Source organism: Methylobacterium sp. Leaf104 (genome assembly GCF_001422885.1).
GTDB lineage: Bacteria > Pseudomonadota > Alphaproteobacteria > Rhizobiales > Beijerinckiaceae > Methylobacterium.
Window position 1 is genome coordinate 213,009 of the sequence record NZ_LMMZ01000037.1, and the last position, 24,093, is coordinate 237,101.

A 24,093-nucleotide genomic window follows, 5' to 3' on the forward strand; every position below is an offset into this window, starting at 1 on the left:
AAAACCCCGGCGGAAATGTTGAATCGTATACGATTCGAAACGCGGATCGGCCCGCGTTCCCGGTGCCAAAATCCCAACGGCGGAGTAAGTCCATGCTGGAGGCGGATTCCGCTTCCCTCTCCGCGCGCGCGGATACGATTCTTGGCATCCACCGGCCCCAACACGCCGCTCATGTCCGTTTCGTGCGCGCCGAGACCTGGTTGCGCTTCGCCCTGCCGGCGCTGTTCGCGACGTTCCTGATCTGCCTCGGGGCCGTGGCGGCGATGCTGCTGCAGGCCCAGCGCGAGGAGGTGATCCGGGCGGCGACCACCGACGTGGAGGCCGTCACCCGCCTCGCCGCGGCGGCCTTCACCGGGATCGACATCGACGGCGAGGCCAGGGGCGAGGCCGCCCACCGCAATCTCGGTGCCCTGCTGCCGCCGGGCCTGCTCCATGCCGGACGGCAGATCCTGCTGATCTCCCCCAACGACGTCATCGTGGCGGCCAATCCGCCGCTCCCCGGTCCCCGCCGGACCCTGACCCAGCATCTCGGGGAGATGCAGGCGCTCTCCACCCTCGGCGAGAGCGCGGGCGTGATGACCGTGACCCTGGCGGACGGCTCCGTGGTGATCGCGGCCCTGCGCAACCTGCCCGGCGGGCGGGGCCAGGTCGCGGTGCTCCAGCCGCTCGTCGACATCACCGCCGCCTGGACCACGCGGATGCGCAACCAGGCGATCCTCCTCGGGGCCGCCGCCCTCGTGATCATCGGCACCGGCATCGCCTATGCCCTCCAGACCCGCCGGGCCTACGCGGTCGACCGCGTCTGCGAGGAGATCAAGCAGCGCCTCGACACCGCCCTCGGCCGCGGGCGCTGCGGCCTCTGGGACTGGGACATCCCGCGCGGCCGGATCTACTGGTCGGATTCGATGTACGCGCTCCTCGGCTATCACCGCGAGCGCGAATTCCTGTCCTTCGGCGACGTCAACGCCCTCGTGCATCCCGACGACGGCGACCTCTACAGCCTGGCCCGCCACCTCGCCGCCAGCCAATCCACCGTCGACCACGAGTTCCGGGTGCGGGGCGCCACCGGCAACTGGGTCTGGATGCGCATGCGCGCCGAGATCGTGCCCGACACGATCGACGGCGGGCGCCACCTCGTCGGCATCGCCCTCGACGTCACCGAGCAGCGCAACCTGGCCGAGCTCAACGCCACCGCCGACATGCGCCTGCGCGACGCGGTCGAGGCCATCTCCGAGGCCTTCGTCCTCTGGGACACCGGCAACCGCCTCGTCCTGTGCAACTCGAAGTTCCGCCACCTCCACGCCCTCAGCCCCGAGGACGCGATCCCGGGCCGGCGCTACGCCGAGATCATGGGCCGGGGCGTGCTGCCGCCGGTCCGGCGCGAGCTGCGCGACATCGAGCCGAGCGGGGCCACCGCCCGCACCTTCGAGGCCGAGCTCACCGATGGGCGCTGGCTCCAGATCAGCGAGCGGCGCACCAAGGACGGCGGCTACGTCTCGGTGGGCACCGACATCACCAGCCTGAAGCGCCACCAGGAGCAGCTGGTCCAGTCCGAGCGCGAGCTGATTGAGACGGTGCGCGACCTCAAGCGCTCCCGCCGCACCCTGGAGCTCCAGACCCAGCAGCTCGCCGACCTGGCCGAACGCTACCTCGACCAGAAGGCGCAGGCCGAGGGCGCCAACCAGGCCAAGTCCGAGTTCCTCGCCAACATGAGCCACGAGCTGCGCACGCCGCTCAACGCGATCATGGGCTTCGCGGAACTGATGGAGAGCGAGGTCTACGGCACCCTCGGCTCGCCCCGCTACACGGATTATTGCCGGGACATCCGCTCCAGCGGCGACTACCTGCTCTCGGTCATCGACGACATCCTCAACATGTCGCGCATCGAGGCCCAGACGGTGAAGCTGGCACCGCGCGAACTCGCGGTCGCCGCGGCCATCGAGGGCACCCTGAAGCTCGTCGGCGAATCCGCGCGCGCGAAGTCCCTCACCGTCAACGTGGACGTCGTCGAGGCGCTGACGGTGCTGGCCGACGAGCGCGCCCTGCACCAGATCCTGACCAACCTCGTCCAGAACTCGGTGAAGTTCACGCCGCCCGGCGATGGCCGCATCATCATCAAGGCGCGCCCGGCCGGCGACCACGTCCACATCTTCGTCGAGGATACCGGCATCGGCATCCCGAAATCGGCCCTGCGCCGCCTCGGCGCCCCCTTCCAGCAGGTCGAGACCAACCTCACCCGCAGCCACAAGGGTTCCGGCCTCGGCCTCGCCATCGCGCGCTCGATGGCCGAGCTCCACGGCGGGGGCCTGCGCATCCGCTCCCAGGAGGGCCTCGGCACCATCGTGATGGTGCGCCTGCCGATCCCGACCCCGGAGAACCGCCGCAACCTGGTGCCCGACGCCGCCCAGGAGACCGTCGCCTCCCTCCGCGACGCCGCCGGCGCCACGCCGCGCCCGCCGGAGGCGGTGGCGGAGACGGTCTGAGATCGCGGGGCCGAATCGATCGCCCGCATCGGATGCGATCCGGTCCTCTCAACGGTGATCCCGTTTCGCAGGGACGCTCGACCCAGCCCTTCTCTCCCTTGCCGGGAGGAGTTGGGGGCGGCTGGGCGATTCGCGACCAGCGGAGGCCGGCGGAACCACCTCCATTCCCGATCTCTCCCCACAAGGCGAGTGGAACCCGCCTCGACTTCGCGCGCATCGTCGTGAAGGCCTGGACGGCGTTCGGCGAGGCGCTCGGACAGCCATGCTGCATCTCCTCGGAGGTCACACACCCGACCCTGTCCCACTCCGTCCAGGAAAGGGGACCCGCGCTGCGAGCGCGATACCGGCATCCGGGCTTCCTCGGCTGTCATCAACGGCGATGTTCGATGTGCAAGGTGGGCTGTGCCGAGACGCGACGGCGCTCCCTCTCTTGGAAGGAGAGGAGTCCCGCGCTCGACCCTTCCGCCTTCGATGGGCGGGTTCGGCCTCGGCATCTCATCCCGGCAACGCATCCGCGCGGCGTGGCGGTTGACGGGATGAGCCGGTCGAAGGACCGGAATCGGATGTCGGCGCCCAGGGCTGAACCGCGACCGGCCCCCGCTCCTGGAAGGAGAGGGCCGGGGCGAGGTGTGAGACCCCTCCGAACGATCCCCCGGCCCGGCCCCCCTCAGCCCGCCATCGCCCGCTCGAACAGCGCCCGGATCCCGGTGCGCGTCTCGTCCAGCTGGGCGATGAGGCGGTTCGAATCCGGGGCGCCCATGGCGACGGCGAGGCGGGACAGGGCCACCGGCGAAGCCTCGGCCGGGTCGCCCTCCACCATCAGGCGCTGCCAGTGCAGCACGTCGTCGAACTGGCGATAGGCTTCGACCAGGCGCTCCGCGTCAGGCCGGGCGAGGTCGCCGTGCTCGGCGGCCTCGGCGAACACCGCGCAGGCGCCGAAGCCGACGAGGCCGGGCCGGCGATGGGCCTGCCCGAGCACCAGGGCCTGGGCCAGGAAGTCGAGGTCGAGGAGGCCGCCGGGGGCGAGCTTGAGGTCGAGGGGGCCGCGATGGCCCTTCTCCCGCTCGACGAGGCCGCGCATCTCCCGCACCGCGCGCCGGACCTCGCCGGGCGCGCGCGCGCGACCCACCACCGCGCGGATCTCGGCCGCGAGCTCGGCGCCGAGGCCGGGATCGCCGGCGATCACCCGGGCGCGGGTCAGGGCCATGTGCTCCCAGAGCTCGGCCTCCTCCGCGTGGTAGCTGCGGAAGCTGCGCCACTGCACGGCCACCGGTCCCTGGCCGCCGCCGGGGCGCAGGCGCAGGTCGACCTCGTAGAGGTGCCCACGCCGGGTCGGCACCGTCAGGGCGGCGACGATGCGCTGGGCGAGCCGGTTGTAGGCCACCGCCGCGTCGAGGGCTTTCGGGCCGGCACTGGTGCGGTCCTCCGGGTCGAAATCGTAGATCAGCACGAGGTCGAGGTCGGAATCCGCGGTGAGCTGGCGCGAGCCGAGCCGGCCGAGGCCGAGCACCGCGAGGCGCCCCTTCGGCACCGCCCCGTGCTCGGCGAAGAAGCTCTCCGAGACCCGCTCGACGGTCACCGCGATCACCGCGTCGGCGATGCCCGCGAAGGCGCGGCCGGCCTCCTCGGGCGAGAGGATGCCGGAGAGGAGGCGGGCGCCCGTGAGGAAGCGCAGCTGGCGGGCGGCGTCGCGCGCGCGGTCGAGGAAGTCCTCGTGGTCGCTCGCCTGGCCGAGGCGGGCGCGGACCTGCAGCGCCAGGGCCTCGGCGTCGGTGCTGGGATCGGCGAAATCCCGGTCGATCACCGCGTCGAGGACGTGCGGGCTGAACGCGACGGTCTCGGCGAGCCGCGGCGCGGTGCCCAGGAGGTCGGCGAAGAGCAGGCGCAGGCGCTCGTTCGAGCGCAGGATCGTCAGGAGTTCCAGGGCCGCCGGCATCCGAGCGAAGGCCCGGTCCAGGGTGTCGAGGGCCGCGTCCGGGTGGGCGGTGCCGCCCAGCGCCTGCATCAGCACCGGCACCAGCTCGGTCAGGACCTCGCGGGCGCGGGGCGTCCGCACCGCGGGGCGCCGGCCGAAATGCCAGCCGCGCACCGTCTCCACCGCCCGCTCGGGCTCGCGGAAGCCGAGCTTGGCCAGGGTCGCCAGGGTGCCCGGGTCGTCGCCGGTGCCGCTGAACACGAGGTCGCCGACCTCCGAGGACAGGTCGGGCTCGGCCTCGAACAGCAGGGCGTAGTGGCCCTGCACCCGGCGGGCGTGGTGGAACAGGGCCGCCTCGAAGGCCGCCCGCGTCGGAAAGCCCGCGAAGCGCGCGAAGCGGTCGAGCTCGTCGGCCTCGCTCGGCAGGCGCTGGGTCTGCTCGTCGCGCAGCATCTGGAGGCGGTGCTCGATGGTGCGCAGGAAGCCGTAGGCCGCCGTGAGGTCGTCGCGGGCGGTGGCGTCGATCCAGCCGTCGCGGGTCAGGCCGTCGAGCATCGCCACGGTGCCGCGCCCGCGCAGCTCCGGTCGGCGCCCGCCGAAGACGAGCTGCTGGGTCTGGACGAAGAACTCGATCTCGCGGATGCCGCCGCGCCCGAGCTTGATGTCGTGGCCCGCCACCGCGATCGTGTCGTGGCCGCGCACGGCATGGATCTGGCGCTTCATCGCGTGCACGTCGGCGATGGAGGCGAAGTCGAAGTATTTCCGCCAGACGAAGGGGCGCAGATTCGCCAGGAAGGTCTCCCCGGCCGGGATGTCGCCGGCGATCGCGCGCGCCTTGATGTAGGCCGCCCGCTCCCAGTTCTGGCCGAGGTTCTCGTAATAGAGGTAGGCCGCGTTCAGCGAGAGCGCCGCCGGGGTCGAGCCCGGGTCCGGGCGCAGGCGGTAATCGACCCGGTGGACGTAGCCGTCGGCGGTGCGCTCCTGCAGCAGCTTGGCCATGCCCTGCGCCAGCTTGGTGAAGAACGGCGTCGCCGGCAGGTCGGGCTTCAGGGGCGCGGTCTCGGGATCGAAGAAGACCACGAGGTCGATGTCGCTGGAATAGTTCAGCTCGCCGGCCCCGTGCTTGCCCAGCGCCAGCACGATCAGGCCCGAGCCGGCCTGCGGCGCGTCCGCGTCGCGGGGCAGGAAGCGCCCCGCCGCGGCGGCCTGGAGCAGCATGGCGTCGGCGGCCGCCCGCACCGAGGCGTCGGCGAAGTCGGAGAGCGCCCGGGTCACCGTGGCGAGCGGCCAGAGCCCGCCGATATCGGCCAGGGCCACGAGGAGGGCGTGCTCCGCCCGGTTCAGCCGGAGGTGCCGCGCCGCGGCGTCGAGATCGGGCTCGCGCCCCGCCGCGAGCTGCCGGGCGATCAGCGCCGCCAGGGCCGCTTCCGGCTCGGCCTCGGCGAGGGCGACGAGGCGCTCGGGCGCCCGCGCGACCAGCTGCCAGAGGAACGGCGAATGGTCGGCGAGGCCGAGGAGCAGCGCCCGCAGGGGGGCGTCGAGGAAGCCGGGGGGCAGCGCGGGCTCGATCTCGGCGAGGCGCGCCGCGGCGGCCCCGGGATCGGACAGGACGGGCGCGGCGGACAGGCGCGCGCGAAGGCTGCGGCGCGGCGCGTCGTCGGCGGCCTGGTTCATGCCCTACCCTCCCGTCGGATCTCCGGCCGGCAGGGTTATCACGACGGCGAGCCCGGGGGCATGGTCTTCCAGCGCCAGCGTGCCCTGGTGCAGGCGCACCACCGCGTTGACGAGGCTGAGGCCGAGGCCGAAGCCGGGCCGCGAGCGCGCCTCTTCCAGCCGGACGAAGCGGTCGAGCACCCGACCCCGCGCCTCGCTGGGGATGCCGGGGCCGGAATCGGCCACGCAGAGGCGCAGGGCCTCGCCCGCCCGCGCGGCGCTGAGCCGGATCTCGCCGCTCGGCCCGCCATACTTGACCGCGTTGTCCACGAGGTTCGCCAGCGCCTGCCCGATCAGCTCGCGGCTGCCGCGCAGGATCAGCGGCGCGCCCTCCGTCTCGACGTGCAGCGTCAGGCCCTGCTCGGAGGCCAGGGGCTCGTAGAGCTCGGCCACGGCCTGGACCACGGCGGCGACGTCGAAGGTCTGGAAGTCCTCGCGGGCGTTCACGCCCTCCAGCCGGGCGATCATCAGGAGGGCGTTGAAGATCCGGATCAGCCCGTCGCTCTCCTCGATCACCCCCTCCATCGCCGTGCGCAGGGCGTCCGGCGTCTCGGCGGTGCGCAGGGCCTCCTCGGCCCGGTTGCGCAGGCGGGTCAGGGGCGTCTTGAGGTCGTGGGCGATGTTGTCGGAGACGTCGCGCAGGCCGCGCATCAGCTCGCCGATCCGCTCCAGCATGGCGTTGAGGTTGCGCGCCAGCCGGTCGAGCTCGTCGCCGGTCCCCGCCACCGCGAGGCGTCCGTCGAGGTCGCCGGCCATGATCCGGCGGGTGGTCTCGGTCATGGCGTCGACGCGCTTCAGCACCCGGCTGGCGATGAACCAGGCGCCGAACACGCCGAGGAGCACCACGAGTCCCACCGACGAGCCGAAGGTCCGCACGATCACCGCGCGCAGCCGGTCGCGCTCGGCCACGTCCCGCCCGACGAGGAGCCGGAAGCCCCCGGGCAGGACGAAGATCTGCATGATCGCCCGGTGCTCGAGGGTCTGGGTCCCGCCGATGCGGGCGTAGTTCGCCTCGGTCTGGCCCGGGTCGACGATGAGCCCGGTGGGCAGGGCGTCGATGTTGCCGACGATGCGCTCGCCGGCCGCGTTGGTGACGAGGTAGAGCGAGGCCCCCGGCTCGCCGGCCCGCCGCTCCACCGCCGAGATCAGCCGCCGCAGGCCGCCGAGCTTGTACTGCTCGGACAGGCCGTTGATCTCGGCCTCGATGGTGGAGACCATCTGGTCGTCCAGCGCCCGGCTGGCGTTCCAGGCGACGTAGCCCAGCGCCAGCAGCGCGAAGGTCGCGAACACCACCAGATAGGCGAAGGACAGCTTGAAGGCCGTCGTGCGGAACAGATTGCCGAGGCGCCCGGCCGGGGCGTCGTCGAGGGGCGTCACGAGGCCGTGCCGGGGCCGCGCGCCTCGTCGACCCGCAGCACGTAGCCGGTGCCGCGCACGGTGTGGATGATCGGGTGCTCGAAATCCTTGTCCACCTTGGCCCGCAGGCGCGAGACGTGGACGTCGATGACGTTGGTCTGCGGGTCGAAATGGTAGTCCCAGACATGCTCCAGCAGCATCGTCCGGGTCACGACCTGGCCGGCATGGCGCATTAGGTACTCGAGCAGGCGGAATTCGCGGGGCTGCAGCACGATCTCGTGGCCGGCGCGGGTGACGCGGTGGGACAGGCGGTCGAGTTCGAGGTCGCCGACCCGGTAGGCCGTGGCCTCTACGACCGCCCCCGGCCCGGCCCGGCGGCGGGCCAGCACCTCGGCCCGGGCGAGCAGTTCGGAGAAGGCGTAGGGTTTGGGCAGGTAGTCGTCGCCCCCGGCCCGCAGGCCCTTCACCCGGTCGTCCACCTGGCCCAGCGCCGAGAGGATCAGCACCGGCGTGGTCACGCCCTGCTCGCGCAGCGAGCGGATCAGGGATAGCCCGTCGAGCTTGGGCAGCATCCGGTCGACGATGAGCACGTCGTAATCGCCCTCCTGCGCCAGGGCGTAGCCGTCGAGGCCGTCCGAGGCCTGGTCCGGCACGTGACCGGCCTCGCGGAAGGCCTTGACCAGATACGCGACCGCCTCGCGGTCGTCCTCAATGATGAGCAGACGCATGGGACGGAGTGATAGGGTCTCGCCCGTCCGCGGGAAACCGCCTTGTCCGGCAACGCCCATGCCGCATCCCTCCGCGCTGGATCGATGGCCGGAAGAGTGGGGCGCCGCGCCTTGCACGACGCTGGCGGAAACATGACGCTTTGGTCATGTCTCGGGTCGCCGGAAGCGGGTCCTGAGAGGCGGGCCTAGTCCGGGCGCGGCCCCGCGCCGCCGGCCCGGGCGGAGAGCCGGGTGCGGGCCCAGTCGCGCAGCAGGGCCTCCTCGTAGCCGAAGCTCCCGCTGGCGGCCGCGGCGCGGGCGCCGAACAGGAAGTTGATGTCGGTCAGGCGCTCCTCGCCCGCGGCGAGGCGGCGGCCCCCGCGCCGCAGATCGTAGCGCAGGCGGATCGCCGGCGGGGTGGCGTCGCTGACGATGCGCAGACCCGAGGGGATGTTCAGGTCCGGGCGCACGAAGCCGGCCCGGTCGATGTCGAGGACGTCCACGGAGAGGGTCTCGTCCGGTCCCATCACGCGCAGGGCGGAGGCCTCGATGATCCGCCGGATCTCGGCCAGCGTGCCGCGCAGGCCGGGACCCGCGCCGAACCGGTCGTCGGCATCGGTGTAGCGCTCGGGCGCCACGAAGCGGACGGCGACCCGGGCGGGTTCCGCCGCGCCGTCTTGCGCCCAAGCGGCATTCCCCAGCCCCGCGCCGATCAGCAGCGCGAGCCCCGCGCGGCGGAAACGGCTCACCTCAATAGCCCTTCTTCACCTGCGCCAGGGCGCGGGTGAGGCCGTCGGCGATGACCTCGCGCTCGGGCGGCGAGGCGTCGCGGGCGACCACCACGAATTGCCGGCGGGATTCGAGGGTCAGCGTCTGCATGCCGTACTCGTCGTCCTCGACCCGGGTGAGCTTGGTCCAGAGCGGGTTGAAGCGCCATTCCCGGCGCTCGCCGCGATGGGTCACCCGGGCGAGCATCACCTCGATCGGGGTGATCACCACCTCCTCGAAGGAGCGCCCGCGCCGGAAGCTCGCCTTCAGGGCCACGTAGAGGGCGATCATGTCGAGGCCGAAGAAGCCCGCCACCGGCCAGAAGCCGGCCCGCACGCAGGCGACCGAGGTGACGAGGGAGACGACGCAGCACCCGATCATCACGTTGCGGAAGCCGTCGGGGCTCAGGGATTGGTGCGGCCGGATGGTGGCCTGGAACACAGGCCGGTCCATGCTGTCGGGATCGAGGCCGTCCGGATGCCGGCCGATCGGAGGGACGTGGTCATTGCCGCTCGCCATGCGAGGAATATAACGCAGGGATGCCGAGCCGACAGCCGACCAGAACACGGAAATCGCCGATCTCCGCGCGGCTCGCCGCGCCGATCGTCGCAGCGGCGCCCGCCACGCCGGACCCCGTGGGCCCGGACACCGTCGCGGAGATCTTCGCGCGGCTCAGCGCGGCCAACCCGGAGCCGCGCGCCGAGCTCGAATTCCAGAACCCCTTCACCCTGCTGGTGGCGGTGGTTCTGTCGGCCCAGGCCACCGACCGCAGCGTCAACCTCGCCACGGCCCCGCTCTTCGCCATCGCGGACACGCCGGCGGCGATGCTGGCCCTCGGGGAGGAGCGGGTGCGCGACTTCATCCGCACCATCGGGCTGTTCAACACCAAGGCGAAGAACGTCGTCGCCCTGTCGCGGATCCTGGTGGAGCAGCACGGCGGCGAGGTGCCCCGCGCCCGCGAGGCCCTGGAGGTGCTGCCCGGAGTCGGCACCAAGACCGCGAGCGTGGTCCGCAACGTCGCCTTCGGCGAGGAGACCATCGCGGTCGACACCCACATCTTCCGGGTCTCCAACCGGATTCCCCTCGTGGTCGCCCCCACCACCGACAAGGTCCAGGCCGGGCTCGAGGCCATCGTGCCCGCCCCCTACCGGCTCAACGCCCATCACTGGCTGATCCTGTTCGGCCGCTACATCTGCAAGGCCCGCAAGCCCGAATGCTACCGCTGCCCGATCGCCGACCTGTGCCGCTTCCCGGCCAAGACTTCTGCTCCATGAGCAAGACGCCGGCTCCGTGAGCAAGGCTTCTGCCCCATAAGACTTCTGCCCCATGACCGAGACTGCGGCTCCGTGAGCGAGACGCCGGCCCCATGAGGACGACCTGTCCTTAGTGAGCGCGTCCCGCGCCCGCCGAGCCGGGCGGCGCGGCCTCACCCGGCCCCGTCGCCCTTGCGTCCGGAGCCGGCTCCGAATTATCACCCGGCTTCCCTCAGGGCGGCATGGGTCCCATCCGGCCAGCGCGTTGTGCTGCCAGCCGCCTTCGGGTAGTTTGCGCCACGGTCGGGGAGGCTTTCGACGTACGACGTGTCTCTCGGCCCGGCCCCACAGATGGGCCGCCACGCCGCGGATTCCGCATCGTTCGCTCGCAAGGAGTCACGGCCCATGGACTTCCTCAAACCACGGTACACGCCTATGAACCGCCGCCGTCGCATCTACGAGGGCAAGGCGAAGGTCCTCTACGAGGGTCCGGAGCCGGGAACGCTCATCCAGCACTTCAAGGATGATGCCACCGCCTTCAACGCGCAGAAGCATGATGTCATCGACGGCAAGGGCGTGCTGAACAACCGGATCTCCGAGTTCGTCTTCCAGCACCTCAACGACATCGGCGTGCCCACGCACTTCATCCGCCGCCTCAACATGCGCGAGCAGCTGATCCGCGAAGTCGAGATCATTCCGCTCGAAGTGGTGGTGCGCAACGTCGCCGCCGGCTCGCTCGCCACCCGCCTCGGCCTTGAGGAAGGCACGCAGCTGCCGCGCTCGATCATCGAGTTCTACTACAAGAACGACGCGCTCAACGACCCGATGGTGTCGGAAGAGCACATCACCGCCTTCGGCTGGGCGACGCCGCAGGAGATCGACGACATCATGGCTCTGGCCATCCGGGTCAACGACTTCCTGTCCGGGCTCTTCCTCGGCGTCGGCATCCGCCTCGTCGACTTCAAGATCGAGACCGGCCGCCTCTGGGAAGGCGACATGATGCGCATCGTCGTCGCCGACGAGATCTCCCCGGATTCCTGCCGCCTGTGGGACATCAAGTCGTCGGACAAGCTCGACAAGGACCGCTTCCGCAAGGATCTCGGCGGCCTGATCGAGGCCTATACCGAGGTCGCCAAGCGCCTCGGCATCATGTCCGAGAACGAGAAGGTCCAGACGGGCGGTCCGCGCCTCGTGCAGTAGGGGGCCTCAGCGCAGCTCGACCGGGCCGGCCTCGGGCCAGCCGGGACGCAGCCGCGCATAGGTGCCGAGATGGGGGTCGAACCCCGGGTGATAATGGGGGTCCTGCGCCAGCAGCGGCCCCCATCGCTCTTTGAAGGCCCTGACCTCGCGCCCGTGGCGCTCCCGCGCGGCGGGCGTCCAGCGCCGGCTCGCGGCCTCGTCGTGGCGCAGCACCGCCCCCGGAACGAACAGCGTGCGGTAGCCCGCCGCCCCGAGGCGCAGGCACAGGTCGACGTCGTTGAAGTCGACCGCGAAGGCCCCCGCATCGAAGCCCGCCACCGCAGCGAACTTGCGCGCCTCCACCACGAGGCAGGCCGCCGTGACCGCCGCGACCTCGCGGGTCGCCCGCAGGCCGGCGAGGTAGCCCGGTGCGTCCCCGGGAAAGAATCGGTGCGCATGGGTGACGAGCCCGCCCGGCCCGAGCAGCACGCCACCGTGCTGGATGCGGCCGCGCCCGTCCAGGAGCTTGGCCCCGACCGCTCCCACATCCGGCCGCAGGGCCTCGCGCACCAGGCGCTCCAGCCAGTCCGGATGCAGGGCCGCGACGTCGTTGTTGACGAAGGCCAGGACCTGCCCCCGCGCCTCCGCGGCGGCCCGGTTGTTCATGCCGGCAAAGTCGAAGGGGCCGGGACAGGGCACGATCCGCGCGAGGCCGCGTGCCGCCAGGTCCCGGAAATACGCCAGGGTCTCGGGTTCGCGACTATCGTTGTCGCAGATCAGAATCTCGCGATCCGGCCAGTCCGTCTGCTCGACGAGGCTGGTGACGCAGGTCCGCAGGAGATCGACCCGGTCCCGCGTCGGCACGATGAGGCTGACGCGGGGGCACCTGTCGGGGAGCGGATGCGCCAGATTCAGCACGCCGTCGGGCTCGACCCGGATGGCGACGGCGCGACCGCCGCTGCGGTCGAGACTCCGGCGCAGGGTGGCGGCGCGTCGCTCCGGCGTGTCCGGCGAGGCCGCCGCGCTACGCGACAGGACGCGCGGCAGGTGCCCGATCGCCCCGCGCCCGAAATGCCCGGTGACCCGCAGGGTCAGGTCGAGGGCGTCGGTGACCGGCCCCTCCGCGGCGGTGATCGCGGCGAGGGCCGAGGCCCGGACCGCCAGCACCGGGCCGATGTAATCCACCGCCTGCGCGTAGTCCGGATCGAAGGCCGGGCGCAGCAGGGGCATCGCCATCCCGCTCTCAAGTTCCAGCAGCGCGTCGCCGTAGACGAGCTGGTGCGCCGGGTTCCGCGCGAAGGCCTCGGCGAGGCGCGCGGTCGCGCCCGGCACCACGGCATGTCCCGGCGCCGTGAGGACGAGGATGTCGGCGCCGGTCGTTCGATTCGCCGCCAGTTCCGCGATCGACGGGACCAGGGCGGTCTCGCCCGGACCCGCCTCGCCCGCGACGGCGGTCGCCCGCAGGAGCCGGCCTTGCGCCGCCGGACCGCAGAGGAGCCCCGCATGGTCGAGGCCGAACAGGGCGGCGCCGGCCTGGGCGGCCCGGACGCGCTTGCCCGCCAGCCGCGCCCGCAGGATCGCCATCCCCTCCGCCGGATGGCGGAGCAGGAGCGCGGCGGCCCGCCGCCAGCGCGTCCGGGCCGGGCTTGCCGCCGCGCCCGCGAAGGCGAGCGCCGGGTCGCCCTTCCTATTCAAGGTCTTCCCCGAACGTCGTCAGGGTCAGCGCCGGATGGTAGTAGGGATCGTGCCGGATGGTGTCGCGCCAGCGTTCCACGAAGCGGTCGGCCTCCTGCTCGAAGCGCTGCCGCGCCGCGCCCACCGCCGGCCCGCGGCTGGTCGATTCGAGATGGGCCATCACCGCCCGCGGCGTCCAGATCGTCCGGTAGCCGGCCGCCGCGAGGCGCAGGCAGAAGTCGACGTCGTTGAAGTCGACGGCGAAGGCCTCCGCGTCGAGCCCCCCGACCGAATCGAACTTGGCCCGCCCGACGGCGAGGCACGCCGCGGTGACGGCCGACACCTCGTGGGCGACCCGCATCCGGCCGAGCATCCCGGGCGTGTCGGCCGGGCGCCGGCGCAGGATGTGGCCCGCCCGTCCGCCGAGCCCGACCACCACGCCGGCATGCTGCAGGGTCCCGTCGGCGTAGAGGAGCTTCGCCCCGACCGCTCCGATCTCCGGCCGGCAGGCCTGGCGCACCAGCGCCTCCAGCCAATCCTCGCGCAGCACCGCGACGTCGTTGTTCAGGAGGACCAATACGTCGCCCCGGGACCCGGCGACCCCCGCATTGATCATCGCCGAGAAGTTGAACGGCCCCGGACAGGACAGGATGCGGACCCGTGGATCCCGCCGCAGATCCTCGTAATGGGCCAGCACCGCCGGATCGGTCGAGCCGTTGTCGACGATGACGAGTTCGATCGCCGGATAGGCCGTTCCGTTCAAGACCCCGTCGGCGGCCACCCGGATCAGCTCCAGGCGATCCCGGGACGGGATGACGACGCTGACCAGGGGCGGTGGCTCGGGCAGGTCCCAGAGCAGGTCGGAGCCGGACGGGTGCGCCTCGACCCGGGCCGGGATGCGGGTCTCGGCGAGGTGAGCCTGGAGAATCGCGGCGTGACGCTCGGCCGAATCCGGCGACGGGGGCGCCGCGCGGGAGAGAAGGCGGGGCACATGCGCGACCTCGTCGCGACCCACATGGTATACCGCCGCGAGCACGAGGCGGGTCGCGAGCGTATCCGGCTCCCCGAGCGGCGTGGTCCGGAGGCGCTCGAGCAGGCCTCCGGCATAGAGGGTCGGTGTGCCGGAATAGGCCGTGACGAGCGCCAGATCGGGGCTCCAGTCCGGCTTCAGGGCCGCCTTCGCTCCCGCGCCCTCCATCCAGGCATCCGCGTAGACCATCTGCGGCCGGCCCGGCTCCGCCAACGTCCGCACCAGGATCGCCAGGGCATCCGGATCGAGTCCGTCACCCGGCGTGAGCAGCGCCAAAGCGTTGTCTCCGTTCAGGAAATCACCGACGCGGCCGAAGGCCGGCCAGGTGGTCTGCTCGATCCGCGCATCGTCCGAGGCGACGGCGCATCCCGGTTCCGACCAGCCGACGACGAGGCTCCAGGCCGTGAAGCTCTGCGCCTCCAGGCCGCGGATCGTCGCCGCGACCCGCTCCGCCGCCTCCACCCGCGCCGGCATCACCAGCCGGATTGACGGCCCCGACGGTATCGGAGCGCGATCGCGGCGGGCGCGCGCGGCCATCCAGGCCTCGGCCTTCGCCATCGGCGTCACGGCGCAGCTCCCCCGGAGGATGTCGCGCATCCGCCGCTCGTTGCCCCTAAGCCTCTGATATCCCGCGGAGATCGCTCGAAGGGGCCGCTCGCGCAGACACTCCGCGAAGACGCTTGCCTCCGACCGAAGGCCGACCCGCTCCAGCACGAACCCGCCGCGTTCCGCGACGGCGAGATCGATCGCGGCGGTATCGGGCGGCAGGTAGCCGAGCCAGGTCCCCGTCCCCTGCCCCGCCCCCGGTAGGACGAAGACCTCGCGCCGTCCGTCGTCGCGGGTCAGCCGCAGCAGCGGCCGCAGCGCATCGGCCACCGGATCTCCTTGGTAGATCAGGACAATCCAGCATCCACGCGCGGTCTCGGCCAGCCGCAGCCGCCGGTCGAACAGCGGATCGTCGGTCGCTTCGAGGGCGAAGGCGACGGCGCGTCCGGATGCGGTCAGGACGTCACCCGCACAGGCTCAACGTTCACTCGGCCGCATCCGTGACCGGTGCCGCGACGCGGTCCTCCGAGGTGTTGGCCAGTGCGGGCTTCTTCTTGCGCGGCGCGGCCTTCGGTGGCGCCCCCCCGAGCCGGACCTCGATGTCGTAGTCTCGGGACATTGCCGCCGGGACGAGGAGATTGTCCTCGACGAAGGAGAACAGGCCCTGGGCCGCTCCCGACGCCACCGCGACCGACACCCGGTGAACGCGCGACACGACGACCTTGTCCCCCGCCTTGATGCTGATCGTGACCGGCGCATCGAAGCGGCCCGCCTTGCCGGCCGGCCCAAGCAGAACCTGTCCTTCGACGCCGACCTTCACCGACACGGAGCCGTCCTGAATCTTGGCGCATTCCCTGGCGAGGCGCCCGATGGTGACCTGATGGCGGAGGCTGGTGCTGTCGCCGGCCCGGCCCGCATAGGACTGGATCGCCGCGCCGCCTTCGGGCACCGCCACGGTCGGGCAGTAGGGCGGATCGGTGTCGGCGGGCTGCGAGGGCGGCACAGTGGTACCGCCGTATTTCAGCATGTTCGTGAAAAAGTTGCCCTCTTCCGCAAAGGTGCCGCCGGTCCCGAGAGCGCTCGCCGCGAGGGCCGTCGCCAGCACCAATCCGAACCGCCGCCACCCCTTCACCTTGCCCAGATCCATGCCGAGATCCCGCTCTCTTCGCATCATCGGTCCCATCCGCGTCCTGCGGCGCCCGTCACTTCAGGCTGTCGAATCCCTGCCCGAATCCCTTCATCGACAGCGGAATGCCGACGCCTTCCTCCGGTGTCTGGAAGACGATGAAGGTCGCCTGGGCGCCGCCGCTGAACTGCTTGATGAGCCCCTCATCCATCACGACCTCGGCAACGCAGCCCGTCGTGAGGCAGCGGACGAAGCCGGCCCGGCCGACATCGGTCTTGTCGATCTTGAGGCCGAGGCCCGAGGGCAGCAGGACGCCGAGGGGCGCGACCACGCGCAGGAGATAGCCGCGATTGTCGGCCGTCTTCAGCACGATGACGACCAGGGTGAGGTTCGGCCGGTCTTCGGCCGCGAGGTACTGCACCAGGGCGCACTGCTCGGCCTTGGCGCCCGCCGGGGTCTCGCAGCGGAGCTGCCAGTCGCCAAAGGTGTTGCGAACCATGCCCTGAGCCGCTGCCTCGTCGGGACCCAGGCCGGCGAACAGGATCGCTCCACCGAGCAGGCCCGCCGCGACACCCCGGGCGACCAGGCCGCGTGCACGCTGCACCATTCCTCGAAACCCCACGCGACGACCCTTTCGCATGGCTCGCCGCCCCGCGAACCGTTAACGGAAAACTCGGGTGTTCCGACCATGCTGGGCCATCGAATGTCAAGCGAAGGCCGGCCTTCGGGAACCGACTATCGCGCCGCGCGTACAGCCTCTAGTGCTGACCGCCACGCTTGCCCGCCAACGGACCGATCCATGCGACTGCGCGCCCCACTCCTCATCGCTACCCTCGTCATCGCGGGACCGGTTGCCGCCGAACCCCTGCCGGTGGGCGAGACGACCTACATCGAGCGCTCCCTCAACCGGGACGGCCCCCTCGTTGTCGAGCATCGACCCATAGCGCACACACCCGGCGGCCGCCGTGGCGGAAGCTCTGCCGAACTCGCAGGTTTCTGCCGCGACGGCGGCATCATTCGCCGCCGCGACGAGTTCGGCCAGCCGGTGATCCTGCGCCAGCGCGAGATCTGTGACAGCGTCGCGCCGCGCACGCTGAACCCAGGCGACGTCGACCCGCGTCCGACTTGGCCGGCGGAGCAGGTCGAGCGCAGCCGGGCTCTTCGCGTCCGCGGCTAAGGGACCGTCAGCCGTACCTGTGTAGGCTGGCGCCGTTGCGTTTCAGCCACCGCTCGGCCTCGTCCACGTGCGGGCAGAGCGAGCCGACAAGGGACCAGAACCGTGACGAGTGGTTCATCTCGCGAAGATGGCCCATCTCGTGAGCGACGAGGTAGTCGAGCACCAGCGATGGGGCGAGGATCAGCCGCCAGGAGAAGTTTAGCTCGCCACGAACCGTGCAGGAGCCCCAGCGACTCCGGGTGTCGCGTAAAGTGATGCGGGTCGGCCCCTGGCCCAACTTCTCGGTGTAGCGGGCTACGGCCTCGGTCAGATCGCGTCGCGCCTCGCGCTGAAGGAACTCTGTCACCCGTCGGGCGATGTGCGGTGCGTCACAGGCGACCGACAGAACGGGCTCGTCTGCCAGGATCTCGAGCCGGGCGATCCCGCTGCGGCGCTCGCGATGCACGATTCTGTGCGGAACGCCTCGGATCGGGAGCAGGGCATCAGCCACGAACAGCACGCGCTCGGGCATCCGCGCCAGGCGCGCCGCGATCCAACCACCGTGGCTGATTGCGAACGTCCGGGCGACGCCGACCGAAGTCCGTGTCGGAAGGGTCATCACCACGTCGCCGGTGGCGCTGGAGACGCGAAGGGTCAGGCGGCGCGCGGCCGGCCGGCGACGCAACAGGACGCGAAGAGTCTCGCCCTCATGCACGATGTCGAGGTGATCCGGGTCCGCCCCGCGCAGCAATGCCAAACGCATGAGACCAGCTTAACCGCTGTCGCGCGCCTTCGCCATCGATCCGCGCGCCCTCATCCTCAGGGGGGCGATCCGAGCCGATCCGCTTCGGGCTGCTGCCGGATCGCCGCCCAGTCGCGGTCGGAATCCGCCATCTCGCGGACGAAGGCGGCGATCCGAGGCGCGATGATGGTGCGGTAGCGCGAACCGTTGAAGACGCCGTAATGCCCGACTCCCTTCTGCAGGTGATAGGCTTTCCGCTCGGATGGAAGGTTCGGCGTGAGATCCAGGGCGGCCTGCGTCTGTCCAACCCCGGAGATGTCGTCATTCTCACCCTCGATCGCGAGGATGGCGCAGGTACGGAGCGCACCGAGATCGACGCGGGCACCCCGATGAATCATCGTCCCTTTCGGCAAGGCGTGATCGACGAAGACCGTCTGCACTGTCTGCAGATAGAACTCGGCCGTGAGGTCCATCACGGCGAGGTACTCGTCATAGAACTCGCGGTGCCTCTCCGCCGAATCACCGTCTCCCCGAACAAGATGGTCGAACATCTCGGCATGCGCGTTGACGTGGCGGTCCAGGTTCATCGCCATGAAGCCTGAGAGCTGAAAGAAGCCGGGATAGACGCTGCGCCATACGCCCGGATAGCCGGCAGGAACCGTGGTGATGCAGTTGCGCTCGAACCAAGCGGTTCCACGCTCCTGCGCCAGGCAGTTCACCGCGGTGGGCGAGCGCCGGGTGTCGATGGGACCGCCCATCAGCGTCATCGAGCGCGGCACCGGCGCATAGCCCTGCGCCTCCATCACGGCGATCGCAGCGAGCACCGGTACGGCCGGCTGACACACGGCCATGACATGGAGATCCGGACCGAGGTCGCGGAACATGTCGATGAGGTAGTCGATGTAGGAATCGAGATCGAACCGCCCGGCTCCGATCGACACCATGCGGGCGTCGGCCCAATCGGTGATGAAGACCTGATGGTCCGGAAGCATGGCTTCCACGGTACCGCGCAGAAGCGTGGCGTAGTGACCCGACATCGGCGCGACGATGAGGAGCTTGGGCTGCGGCTCTGCGGGGCCGCGCACGAAACCCCGGTCGAAGGTGATGACGCGGCAGAAGGAGCGCTCCCACACGACACGCTCACTTACCGGTACGTTCGTTCCATCAACGGTGGTGCTGGAGAAGCCGAAGGTGGGCTTGCCGTAGCGTCTGGTCACCCGCTCGAACATCTCGCAGGCCGCCGCCATCGAGCGGGCATAGGGCGTGTAAGCGAGTGGGTTGGCAGGGTTCAGCAGGCTGTGCTTCGCAACATCCGCAACGAGGCGCGCCGGCGTCGTCATCAGGCGGGCGGCCTCGTACCAGAGATAAGACAAGTTCACGGACAAATCCCCCTTGCGCCGGCTATAATTGGTCCGAGCCTCAAAAAATGCGCATCCTGCCGGACGCCGTCCAGATTGATCCCGGCGGATTCGGTCGGAACGATTTAGCGCAAGAGCGTCAGCGGCAGGAGCGCATGACGGTGGCCCAAGGGATAGACGCGAGACAGCCGGGCCCTATCGTTTTCCTGACATGATCGACATGAGCACCAACGGCTTCGTCCGCGACGCACGGCACCTGCGTCTCGACACCTTCGTGCGGCTGCGATGGCTCGCGATCACCGGGCAGAGCGCGGCTGTCGTCGGGGCGCAGTTCGGGTTGGGGCTGCCACTGCCCTTCGGCTGGTGCTTCCTCGTGATCGCCACCTCGTCCTGGCTGAATCTCGCGCTGCGCATTCGGTTTCCCGCGAGCTACCGCTTGAGCGACGACTCCGCGGCCCTGCTCCTCGCCTTCGACATCGTCCAGCTCGCCGCCCTGCTGTTCCTCACAGGTGGATTACAGAACCCGTTCTCGCTGCTGTTCCTCGCCCCGGTGCTGATCTCAGCGACCGCTCTCCCGCCCGAGCGGACTCTAGCGTTGGGGCTCCTGGCGATCGGCCTCGCGACCCTGCTCGCCTTGGTCCACCGTCCCCTACCCTGGTTCGCCGACGGACGGCTGGAACTGCCGTTCCTGTATATATCAGGCATCTGGACCGCGATCCTGCTCGGCACCGCCTTCACCGGCGTCTACGCCTGGAAGGTCGCGGAGGAGACGCGCCAGCTCGCGCAGGCCCTTGCCGCCACGGAACTCGTGCTGGCGCGCGAGCAGCACCTGTCGCAGCTCGACGGCCTCGCCGCCGCTGCCGCTCACGAACTCGGTACGCCACTCGGCACGATTATGGTGGTGACGAAGGAACTGACGCGTCAGCTGGCGACCACCGCGAGCCCCTCCGTGAGGGAAGATCTGGCGCTTCTGCGCGATCAGGTCGACCGCTGCCGCGGCATCCTCTCGAAGCTGACATCGCTCGACAGCGACGAGGCCGGATTTCTGCAGACGGTCAGCCTCAGCCACCTCGTCGAGGAATTGGTCGAACCTCAGCGCGCCCTGGGCATCATCCTCGACGTCTCGAACAGGGGTGAAGGTCCCGAGCCGGCCTGCCGACGCAACCCAGGCGTCATGTTCGGGCTCGCCAACATTGTCGACAACGCCGTCGACTTCGCGACGGACCGCGTGATCATCGAGGCACGTTGGACCCTGGAGCGGGTGTGGCTCGAGATCCGGGACGACGGACCGGGCTTCTCCAGCGAAGTTCTCCTCCGCGCTGGCGAGCCCTACGTAACGACCCGAAGCCCGGATCGCTCGCGAAGCCCTGACAGCACCGGAGCGGGCCTCGGGCTTGGTCTTTTTATCGCGAAGACCCTGATCGAACGCTCCGGCGCGCAGTTGACGTTGTCGAACGTCTCACAACACGAGACGACGGGTGCCGTCGTAAGGATCAGTTGGGCCCGTCACATCTTCGAGCGGGGCGCGCTGACGGTCGATCATGCGCAATTGAGTCGTGGGCAACCCCTGACGGAGACCGGTGCGACACCTATATGAGGCGCAGACCAAAACCCTATCGAGGATCACTCGAAAACTACGGAGGAGCGTCGGATGCTGACGCAAACTGGAACAACGGCGCCGGGTGCCGACATCGCTCAGCTTGCCGACAACGACCCCCTGGCCGCTTTCAGCGATCGCTCGCTGCTGATCGTCGACGACGACAAGCCGTTCTCGACCCGACTTGCCCGTGCCATGGAGATGCGCGGTTACGAGGTACAGGTTGCCGAGAGCGTCGCCGAGGGCGTCTCGATGGTGGATGTACGCCCGCCCGCCTTCGCTGTGATCGACATGCGCCTCGGGGATGGAAATGGCCTCGACGTGATCGCGCGTCTCAAGGAGCGCCGGCCCGACGCGCGCGGCGTCATCCTGACCGGCTACGGCAATATCGCAACGGCGGTCACGGCTGTGAAGCTCGGCGCCTTCGATTACCTCGCCAAGCCAGCCGATGCCGATGAGATCCACGGCACCCTGATGGCGCAACCGGGCGAGCGGGCCGACCCGCCGGAAAACCCAATGTCCGCGGACCGCGTGCGCTGGGAGCACATCCAGCGGGTCTATGAACTCTGCGGACGCAATGTCTCGGAGACGGCACGCCGCCTGAACATGCATCGACGTACGCTTCAGCGCATCCTCGCCAAGCGCGCGCCGCGCTGAGCTTCGACAAGAAGACGCGGGCGGCGTTGCGCGACCGGTCCGGTTCGCGCTACGTCAGCCCGCATCCATCTTGGCGCCGGGTCTACTCCCGTGCGAGGCCGTAGCGGGGCGACACTGCAGTGAATACGCGGAATCTCATTACCATTTTGAGCATGATGGTGCTCGTCGGCACGGAGGTCTTTGCGGTCGCCATCGCGGCGGGTTGGGCCCTCGCCGGTCTGTTCGACCTCGGCGACACGGTCGGCCACGTGCTCATGGCCCTGTTCAGCCTTTTCGCGGCCTGGGTGATGCTTCAACTCTGGCGTCGCGCCACCAGCATCGAGCCGTTGCGCGAGACGGACCCGAGCGCACGCTGAGCGAAAACTATCGTTCCGGGGATTATGAGCGGCCCCCTCGGGGGCCGTTTCGCGTTGCTTGCCCGGCGTTTCCCGATTATCCGCAGTGTGCCCCGACAGCAGACGAGTCCAGATTCATGAAAGCACGCATCATCGTCACCCTGAAGACCGGCGTGCTGGACCCGCAGGGTAAGGCGATCGAGGCAGCCCTGACGTCGTTCGGCCTGGCCGGCATCGACAGCGTGCGCCAGGGCAAAGTCTTCGACGTGGAGATTGCGGGCGCGGATCGGGCGGCGGCCGAGGCGACATTGAAGAGCGCCTGCAAGAAGCTGCTCGCCAACACCGTCGTCGAAAACTACGCCATCGAGATCGCCTGATGCGTGCCGCCATCGTTGTCTTTCCTGGCTCCAACCGCGACGGGGATGTCGCCCGGGCTTTGACCCAGTCGGGTGCCGAGGTCGTAAAGGTCTGGCACGCGGACACCGAGTTGCCTGCAGGAACCGATTTGGCTGTTCTCCCGGGTGGGTTCTCGTATGGCGACTACCTGCGGTGTGGCGCCATCGCGGGGCGTGCGGCCGCTATGGACGCGGTTCGGGCCCACGCCGCTCGCGGCGGCTTGGTTCTGGGCATTTGCAATGGCTTTCAGATCCTGTGCGAATCGGGTCTGCTGCCCGGTGTCCTGATGCGGAATGTCGATCGGCGCTTCATTTGCCATCGCCAACTGCTACGCGTGGAGCGCGCCGATACAAGATTCACCTCCGCCTATACCAAGAATCAGGTCATCGACGTCTGCGTGGCCCATGGTGAGGGCAACTACTTCGCCGATCCAGGCATCATCGCGCGCCTCGAGGGCGATGGTCGGGTGGCGTTCCGCTACTCCGACGCCGACGGGAAGCTGACGGTCGATGCGAACCGCAACGGCTCGCTGAACTCCATCGCGGGCATCTACTCCGAAAAGCTCAACGTCCTCGGCCTGATGCCGCATCCGGAGAACTTCGTAGAGGATCTCGTCGGTGGAACGGACGGACTAGGCCTGTTCACGAGCCTCGCCGCCTAGCTTGCCGCCGCGTCCGTCGTTCCGTGGTTGGGGAACGACGGATCGGGCCTCAGTGCCCGTCGAATTCCATCAAGGTCCGGACCGGTACATCGAGGTCGCGCAGCTTCTGTGCGCCGCCGATCTCCGGCAGGTCGATGACGAAGCAAGCCGCCACCACCTCGGCTCCGATCCGGCGCAGCAGATTCACGGCCGCGCAGGCCGTGCCGCCGGTGGCGATCAGGTCGTCCACGACAAGCACACGGTCGCCCGGCTTGATCGCGTCGACGTGAATTTCCATCTCATCGGTGCCGTATTCGAGCGCGTAGGCGATCGACACGGTCTTGTGCGGCAGCTTGCCCTTCTTCCGAATCGGCACGAAGCCGGAGGAGAGCTGGTGCGCTACCGCGCCGCCGAGGATGAAACCCCGCGCCTCGATGCCCGCCACCTGATCGATCCGGCCGCCTGCATAAGGGTGAACCAGCGCGTCGACCGCGCGACGGAACGCGCGCGGGTCGCTCAGCAGCGTTGTGATGTCACGAAAGACGATCCCGGGTTTCGGGTAATCCGGGATCGACCGGATCGAGTCCTTCAACGCGATGTGGCGGCGGGTTTCCATACGGGCGGCCCTTGTCGAGGAGAGTGGAAGCGAGGAGGACTCGGTCCCCCTCAGGCGTTGGCGCGGCGCAGGAGCTTCACGAGTTCACCATGCAGGACTTCGTTGCCGCAGGCCACCGACCGGGCGGCCAATGGCTCGGCACCGCCATCGGCACTGGTGACGAAGCCGCCAGCCTCGCGCACCAGGATGATTCCCGCAGCGATGTCCCAGGTCTGCAGATCGCGCTCCCAGTAGAGGTCGGAGCGACCGCAGGCCACGTAAGCGAGGTCGAGAGCGGCCGAGCCGAAGCGGCGGGCACCTCCTGTTACGGCCATCACGGCGGCGACCTCGCGCAGGAGCTTCGGGTGATCGCCTCGGCCGAGATAGGGCGAGCCGTAGGCGACCAGGGCATCGGCCATATCGGTCCGCCCGGAGACGCGAAGGCGGCGGTTGTTCAGGTAGGCACCTTTGCCGCGCTCGGCGACGAAGAGCTCGTCCTTGGCCGGATCGTAGATCACGCCGGCGACGATCTGGCCCTCGCGCTCCAGACCGACCGAGATGGCGAAGTGCGGGATACCGTGAAGGAAGTTCGTGGTACCGTCGAGAGGATCGACGTGCCAGGTGTGGCTCTTGTCCGCCCCCTCGACGTTGCCGGATTCCTCCAGGATGAGCCCATAGCCTGGCCGCGCCTTCATCAACGCATCCTTCAGGACTTCCTCGGCCTTGCGGTCGGCTGCGGAGACGAAGTTTCCGGGACCCTTACGGGAGACCTGCAGGTTCTCGATCTCGCCGTAATCGCGCTTGAGGCCGCGGGCCGCCTTGCGCACGGCGTCGACCATGACGGTCATGAGGGGTGAGCTGATCATC

Annotated in this window: 22 protein-coding genes; 9 read left to right on the plus strand and 13 right to left on the minus strand. The window is 69.9% G+C overall.

Annotated features, from left to right (window positions below):
• The first annotated feature begins 92 nt into the window (after positions 1-92).
• The gene (locus tag ASF49_RS17935) at positions 93-2,483 is read left to right on the plus strand and encodes a PAS domain-containing sensor histidine kinase (RefSeq protein WP_056476088.1); all 2,391 of its coding nucleotides are present in this window, start codon (positions 93-95) and stop codon (positions 2,481-2,483) included.
• 667 nt (positions 2,484-3,150) lie between these two features.
• Here ASF49_RS17935 and ASF49_RS17940 read toward each other — a convergent pair.
• The 5 genes from ASF49_RS17940 to ASF49_RS17960 all read right to left on the minus strand — a co-directional run bounded on the left by ASF49_RS17940 (position 3,151) and on the right by ASF49_RS17960 (position 9,461).
• A complete protein-coding gene (locus ASF49_RS17940) occupies positions 3,151-6,072 on the minus strand; it encodes a bifunctional [glutamine synthetase] adenylyltransferase/[glutamine synthetase]-adenylyl-L-tyrosine phosphorylase (RefSeq protein ID WP_056476091.1) in 2,922 nt (973 codons plus the stop codon).
• A 3-nt stretch (positions 6,073-6,075) separates the two neighbouring features.
• Positions 6,076-7,488, minus strand: a complete 1,413-nt coding sequence (locus ASF49_RS17945; RefSeq protein ID WP_056476094.1) for a sensor histidine kinase — start codon at positions 7,486-7,488, stop codon at positions 6,076-6,078.
• Positions 7,485-8,195, minus strand: coding sequence for a response regulator transcription factor (locus tag ASF49_RS17950; RefSeq protein WP_056476096.1), 711 nt, complete (start codon positions 8,193-8,195; stop codon positions 7,485-7,487). The genes ASF49_RS17945 and ASF49_RS17950 overlap by 4 nt, the downstream gene beginning before the upstream one ends.
• Positions 8,196-8,380: 185 nt before the next feature.
• Positions 8,381-8,923, minus strand: a complete 543-nt coding sequence (locus ASF49_RS17955; RefSeq protein WP_162240980.1) for a DUF3016 domain-containing protein — start codon at positions 8,921-8,923, stop codon at positions 8,381-8,383.
• 1 nt (position 8,924) lies between these two features.
• Positions 8,925-9,461 (minus strand): DUF2244 domain-containing protein, encoded by a 537-nt coding sequence (locus ASF49_RS17960; RefSeq protein ID WP_056476099.1) that lies wholly within the window; start codon positions 9,459-9,461, stop codon positions 8,925-8,927.
• A 20-nt stretch (positions 9,462-9,481) separates the two neighbouring features.
• Between ASF49_RS17960 and nth the strand changes: the two genes are divergently transcribed.
• Both nth and purC read left to right on the plus strand, forming a co-directional pair.
• On the plus strand, positions 9,482-10,216 hold the full coding sequence (gene nth, locus ASF49_RS17965; protein WP_056476102.1) for an endonuclease III: 735 nt from the start codon (positions 9,482-9,484) through the stop codon (positions 10,214-10,216).
• A 384-nt stretch (positions 10,217-10,600) separates the two neighbouring features.
• The gene (gene purC, locus ASF49_RS17970) at positions 10,601-11,395 is read left to right on the plus strand and encodes a phosphoribosylaminoimidazolesuccinocarboxamide synthase (protein WP_055955211.1); all 795 of its coding nucleotides are present in this window, start codon (positions 10,601-10,603) and stop codon (positions 11,393-11,395) included.
• 6 nt (positions 11,396-11,401) lie between these two features.
• Here the strand turns inward: purC and ASF49_RS17975 are convergent, their stop codons facing one another.
• From ASF49_RS17975 to ASF49_RS17990, 4 genes are all read right to left on the minus strand, one after another.
• The gene (locus tag ASF49_RS17975; RefSeq protein WP_056476104.1) at positions 11,402-13,069 is read right to left on the minus strand and encodes a glycosyltransferase family 2 protein; all 1,668 of its coding nucleotides are present in this window, start codon (positions 13,067-13,069) and stop codon (positions 11,402-11,404) included.
• Positions 13,062-14,954, minus strand: a complete 1,893-nt coding sequence (locus ASF49_RS17980; RefSeq protein WP_243214666.1) for a glycosyltransferase family 2 protein — start codon at positions 14,952-14,954, stop codon at positions 13,062-13,064. Before ASF49_RS17980 ends, ASF49_RS17975 begins: the two co-directional genes overlap by 8 nt.
• Positions 14,955-15,108: 154 nt before the next feature.
• On the minus strand, positions 15,109-15,771 hold the full coding sequence (locus ASF49_RS17985) for a hypothetical protein (RefSeq protein ID WP_243214668.1): 663 nt from the start codon (positions 15,769-15,771) through the stop codon (positions 15,109-15,111).
• A 55-nt stretch (positions 15,772-15,826) separates the two neighbouring features.
• Positions 15,827-16,357: an invasion associated locus B family protein gene (locus ASF49_RS17990; protein WP_243214670.1), complete on the minus strand. Its 531-nt coding sequence runs from the start codon at positions 16,355-16,357 to the stop codon at positions 15,827-15,829.
• Between the two features lie 192 nt (positions 16,358-16,549).
• Here ASF49_RS17990 and ASF49_RS17995 point away from each other — a divergent pair, with 192 nt between their 5' ends.
• Positions 16,550-16,927 carry a hypothetical protein gene (locus ASF49_RS17995; RefSeq protein WP_056476110.1) on the plus strand — a complete coding sequence of 126 codons (378 nt, stop codon included), beginning with the start codon at positions 16,550-16,552 and terminating at the stop codon, positions 16,925-16,927.
• A 7-nt stretch (positions 16,928-16,934) separates the two neighbouring features.
• Here the strand turns inward: ASF49_RS17995 and ASF49_RS18000 are convergent, their stop codons facing one another.
• On the minus strand, positions 16,935-17,669 hold the full coding sequence (locus tag ASF49_RS18000) for a M48 family metallopeptidase (RefSeq protein ID WP_056476112.1): 735 nt from the start codon (positions 17,667-17,669) through the stop codon (positions 16,935-16,937).
• Between the two features lie 56 nt (positions 17,670-17,725).
• Positions 17,726-19,027 carry a polyhydroxyalkanoate depolymerase gene (locus tag ASF49_RS18005; protein WP_056476115.1) on the minus strand — a complete coding sequence of 434 codons (1,302 nt, stop codon included), beginning with the start codon at positions 19,025-19,027 and terminating at the stop codon, positions 17,726-17,728.
• Between the two features lie 190 nt (positions 19,028-19,217).
• On the opposite strand from ASF49_RS18005, the gene ASF49_RS18010 reads away from it, so the two are divergent.
• The 5 genes from ASF49_RS18010 (at position 19,218) to purQ (ending at position 22,652) form a co-directional block, all read left to right on the plus strand.
• Positions 19,218-20,603: an ActS/PrrB/RegB family redox-sensitive histidine kinase gene (locus ASF49_RS18010; RefSeq protein ID WP_056476119.1), complete on the plus strand. Its 1,386-nt coding sequence runs from the start codon at positions 19,218-19,220 to the stop codon at positions 20,601-20,603.
• A gap of 54 nt (positions 20,604-20,657) precedes the next feature.
• Positions 20,658-21,260, plus strand: coding sequence for an ActR/PrrA/RegA family redox response regulator transcription factor (locus ASF49_RS18015; protein ID WP_056476121.1), 603 nt, complete (start codon positions 20,658-20,660; stop codon positions 21,258-21,260).
• A 119-nt stretch (positions 21,261-21,379) separates the two neighbouring features.
• Positions 21,380-21,616: a hypothetical protein gene (locus tag ASF49_RS18020; protein WP_056476124.1), complete on the plus strand. Its 237-nt coding sequence runs from the start codon at positions 21,380-21,382 to the stop codon at positions 21,614-21,616.
• A gap of 116 nt (positions 21,617-21,732) precedes the next feature.
• The gene (purS, locus tag ASF49_RS18025; RefSeq protein ID WP_056476127.1) at positions 21,733-21,972 is read left to right on the plus strand and encodes a phosphoribosylformylglycinamidine synthase subunit PurS; all 240 of its coding nucleotides are present in this window, start codon (positions 21,733-21,735) and stop codon (positions 21,970-21,972) included.
• Complete coding sequence (purQ, locus tag ASF49_RS18030; RefSeq protein WP_056476129.1) at positions 21,972-22,652, plus strand: phosphoribosylformylglycinamidine synthase subunit PurQ; 681 nt, start codon at positions 21,972-21,974, stop codon at positions 22,650-22,652. The genes purS and purQ overlap by 1 nt, the downstream gene beginning before the upstream one ends.
• A gap of 49 nt (positions 22,653-22,701) precedes the next feature.
• On the opposite strand, the gene ASF49_RS18035 is transcribed toward purQ, so the two are convergent.
• Together ASF49_RS18035 and ASF49_RS18040 are read right to left on the minus strand one after the other, a co-directional pair.
• On the minus strand, positions 22,702-23,247 hold the full coding sequence (locus ASF49_RS18035) for an adenine phosphoribosyltransferase (protein WP_056476132.1): 546 nt from the start codon (positions 23,245-23,247) through the stop codon (positions 22,702-22,704).
• A gap of 50 nt (positions 23,248-23,297) precedes the next feature.
• Positions 23,298-24,092, minus strand: a complete 795-nt coding sequence (locus ASF49_RS18040) for an inositol monophosphatase family protein (protein WP_056476134.1) — start codon at positions 24,090-24,092, stop codon at positions 23,298-23,300.
• Between the last annotated feature and the right edge of the window lies 1 nt (position 24,093).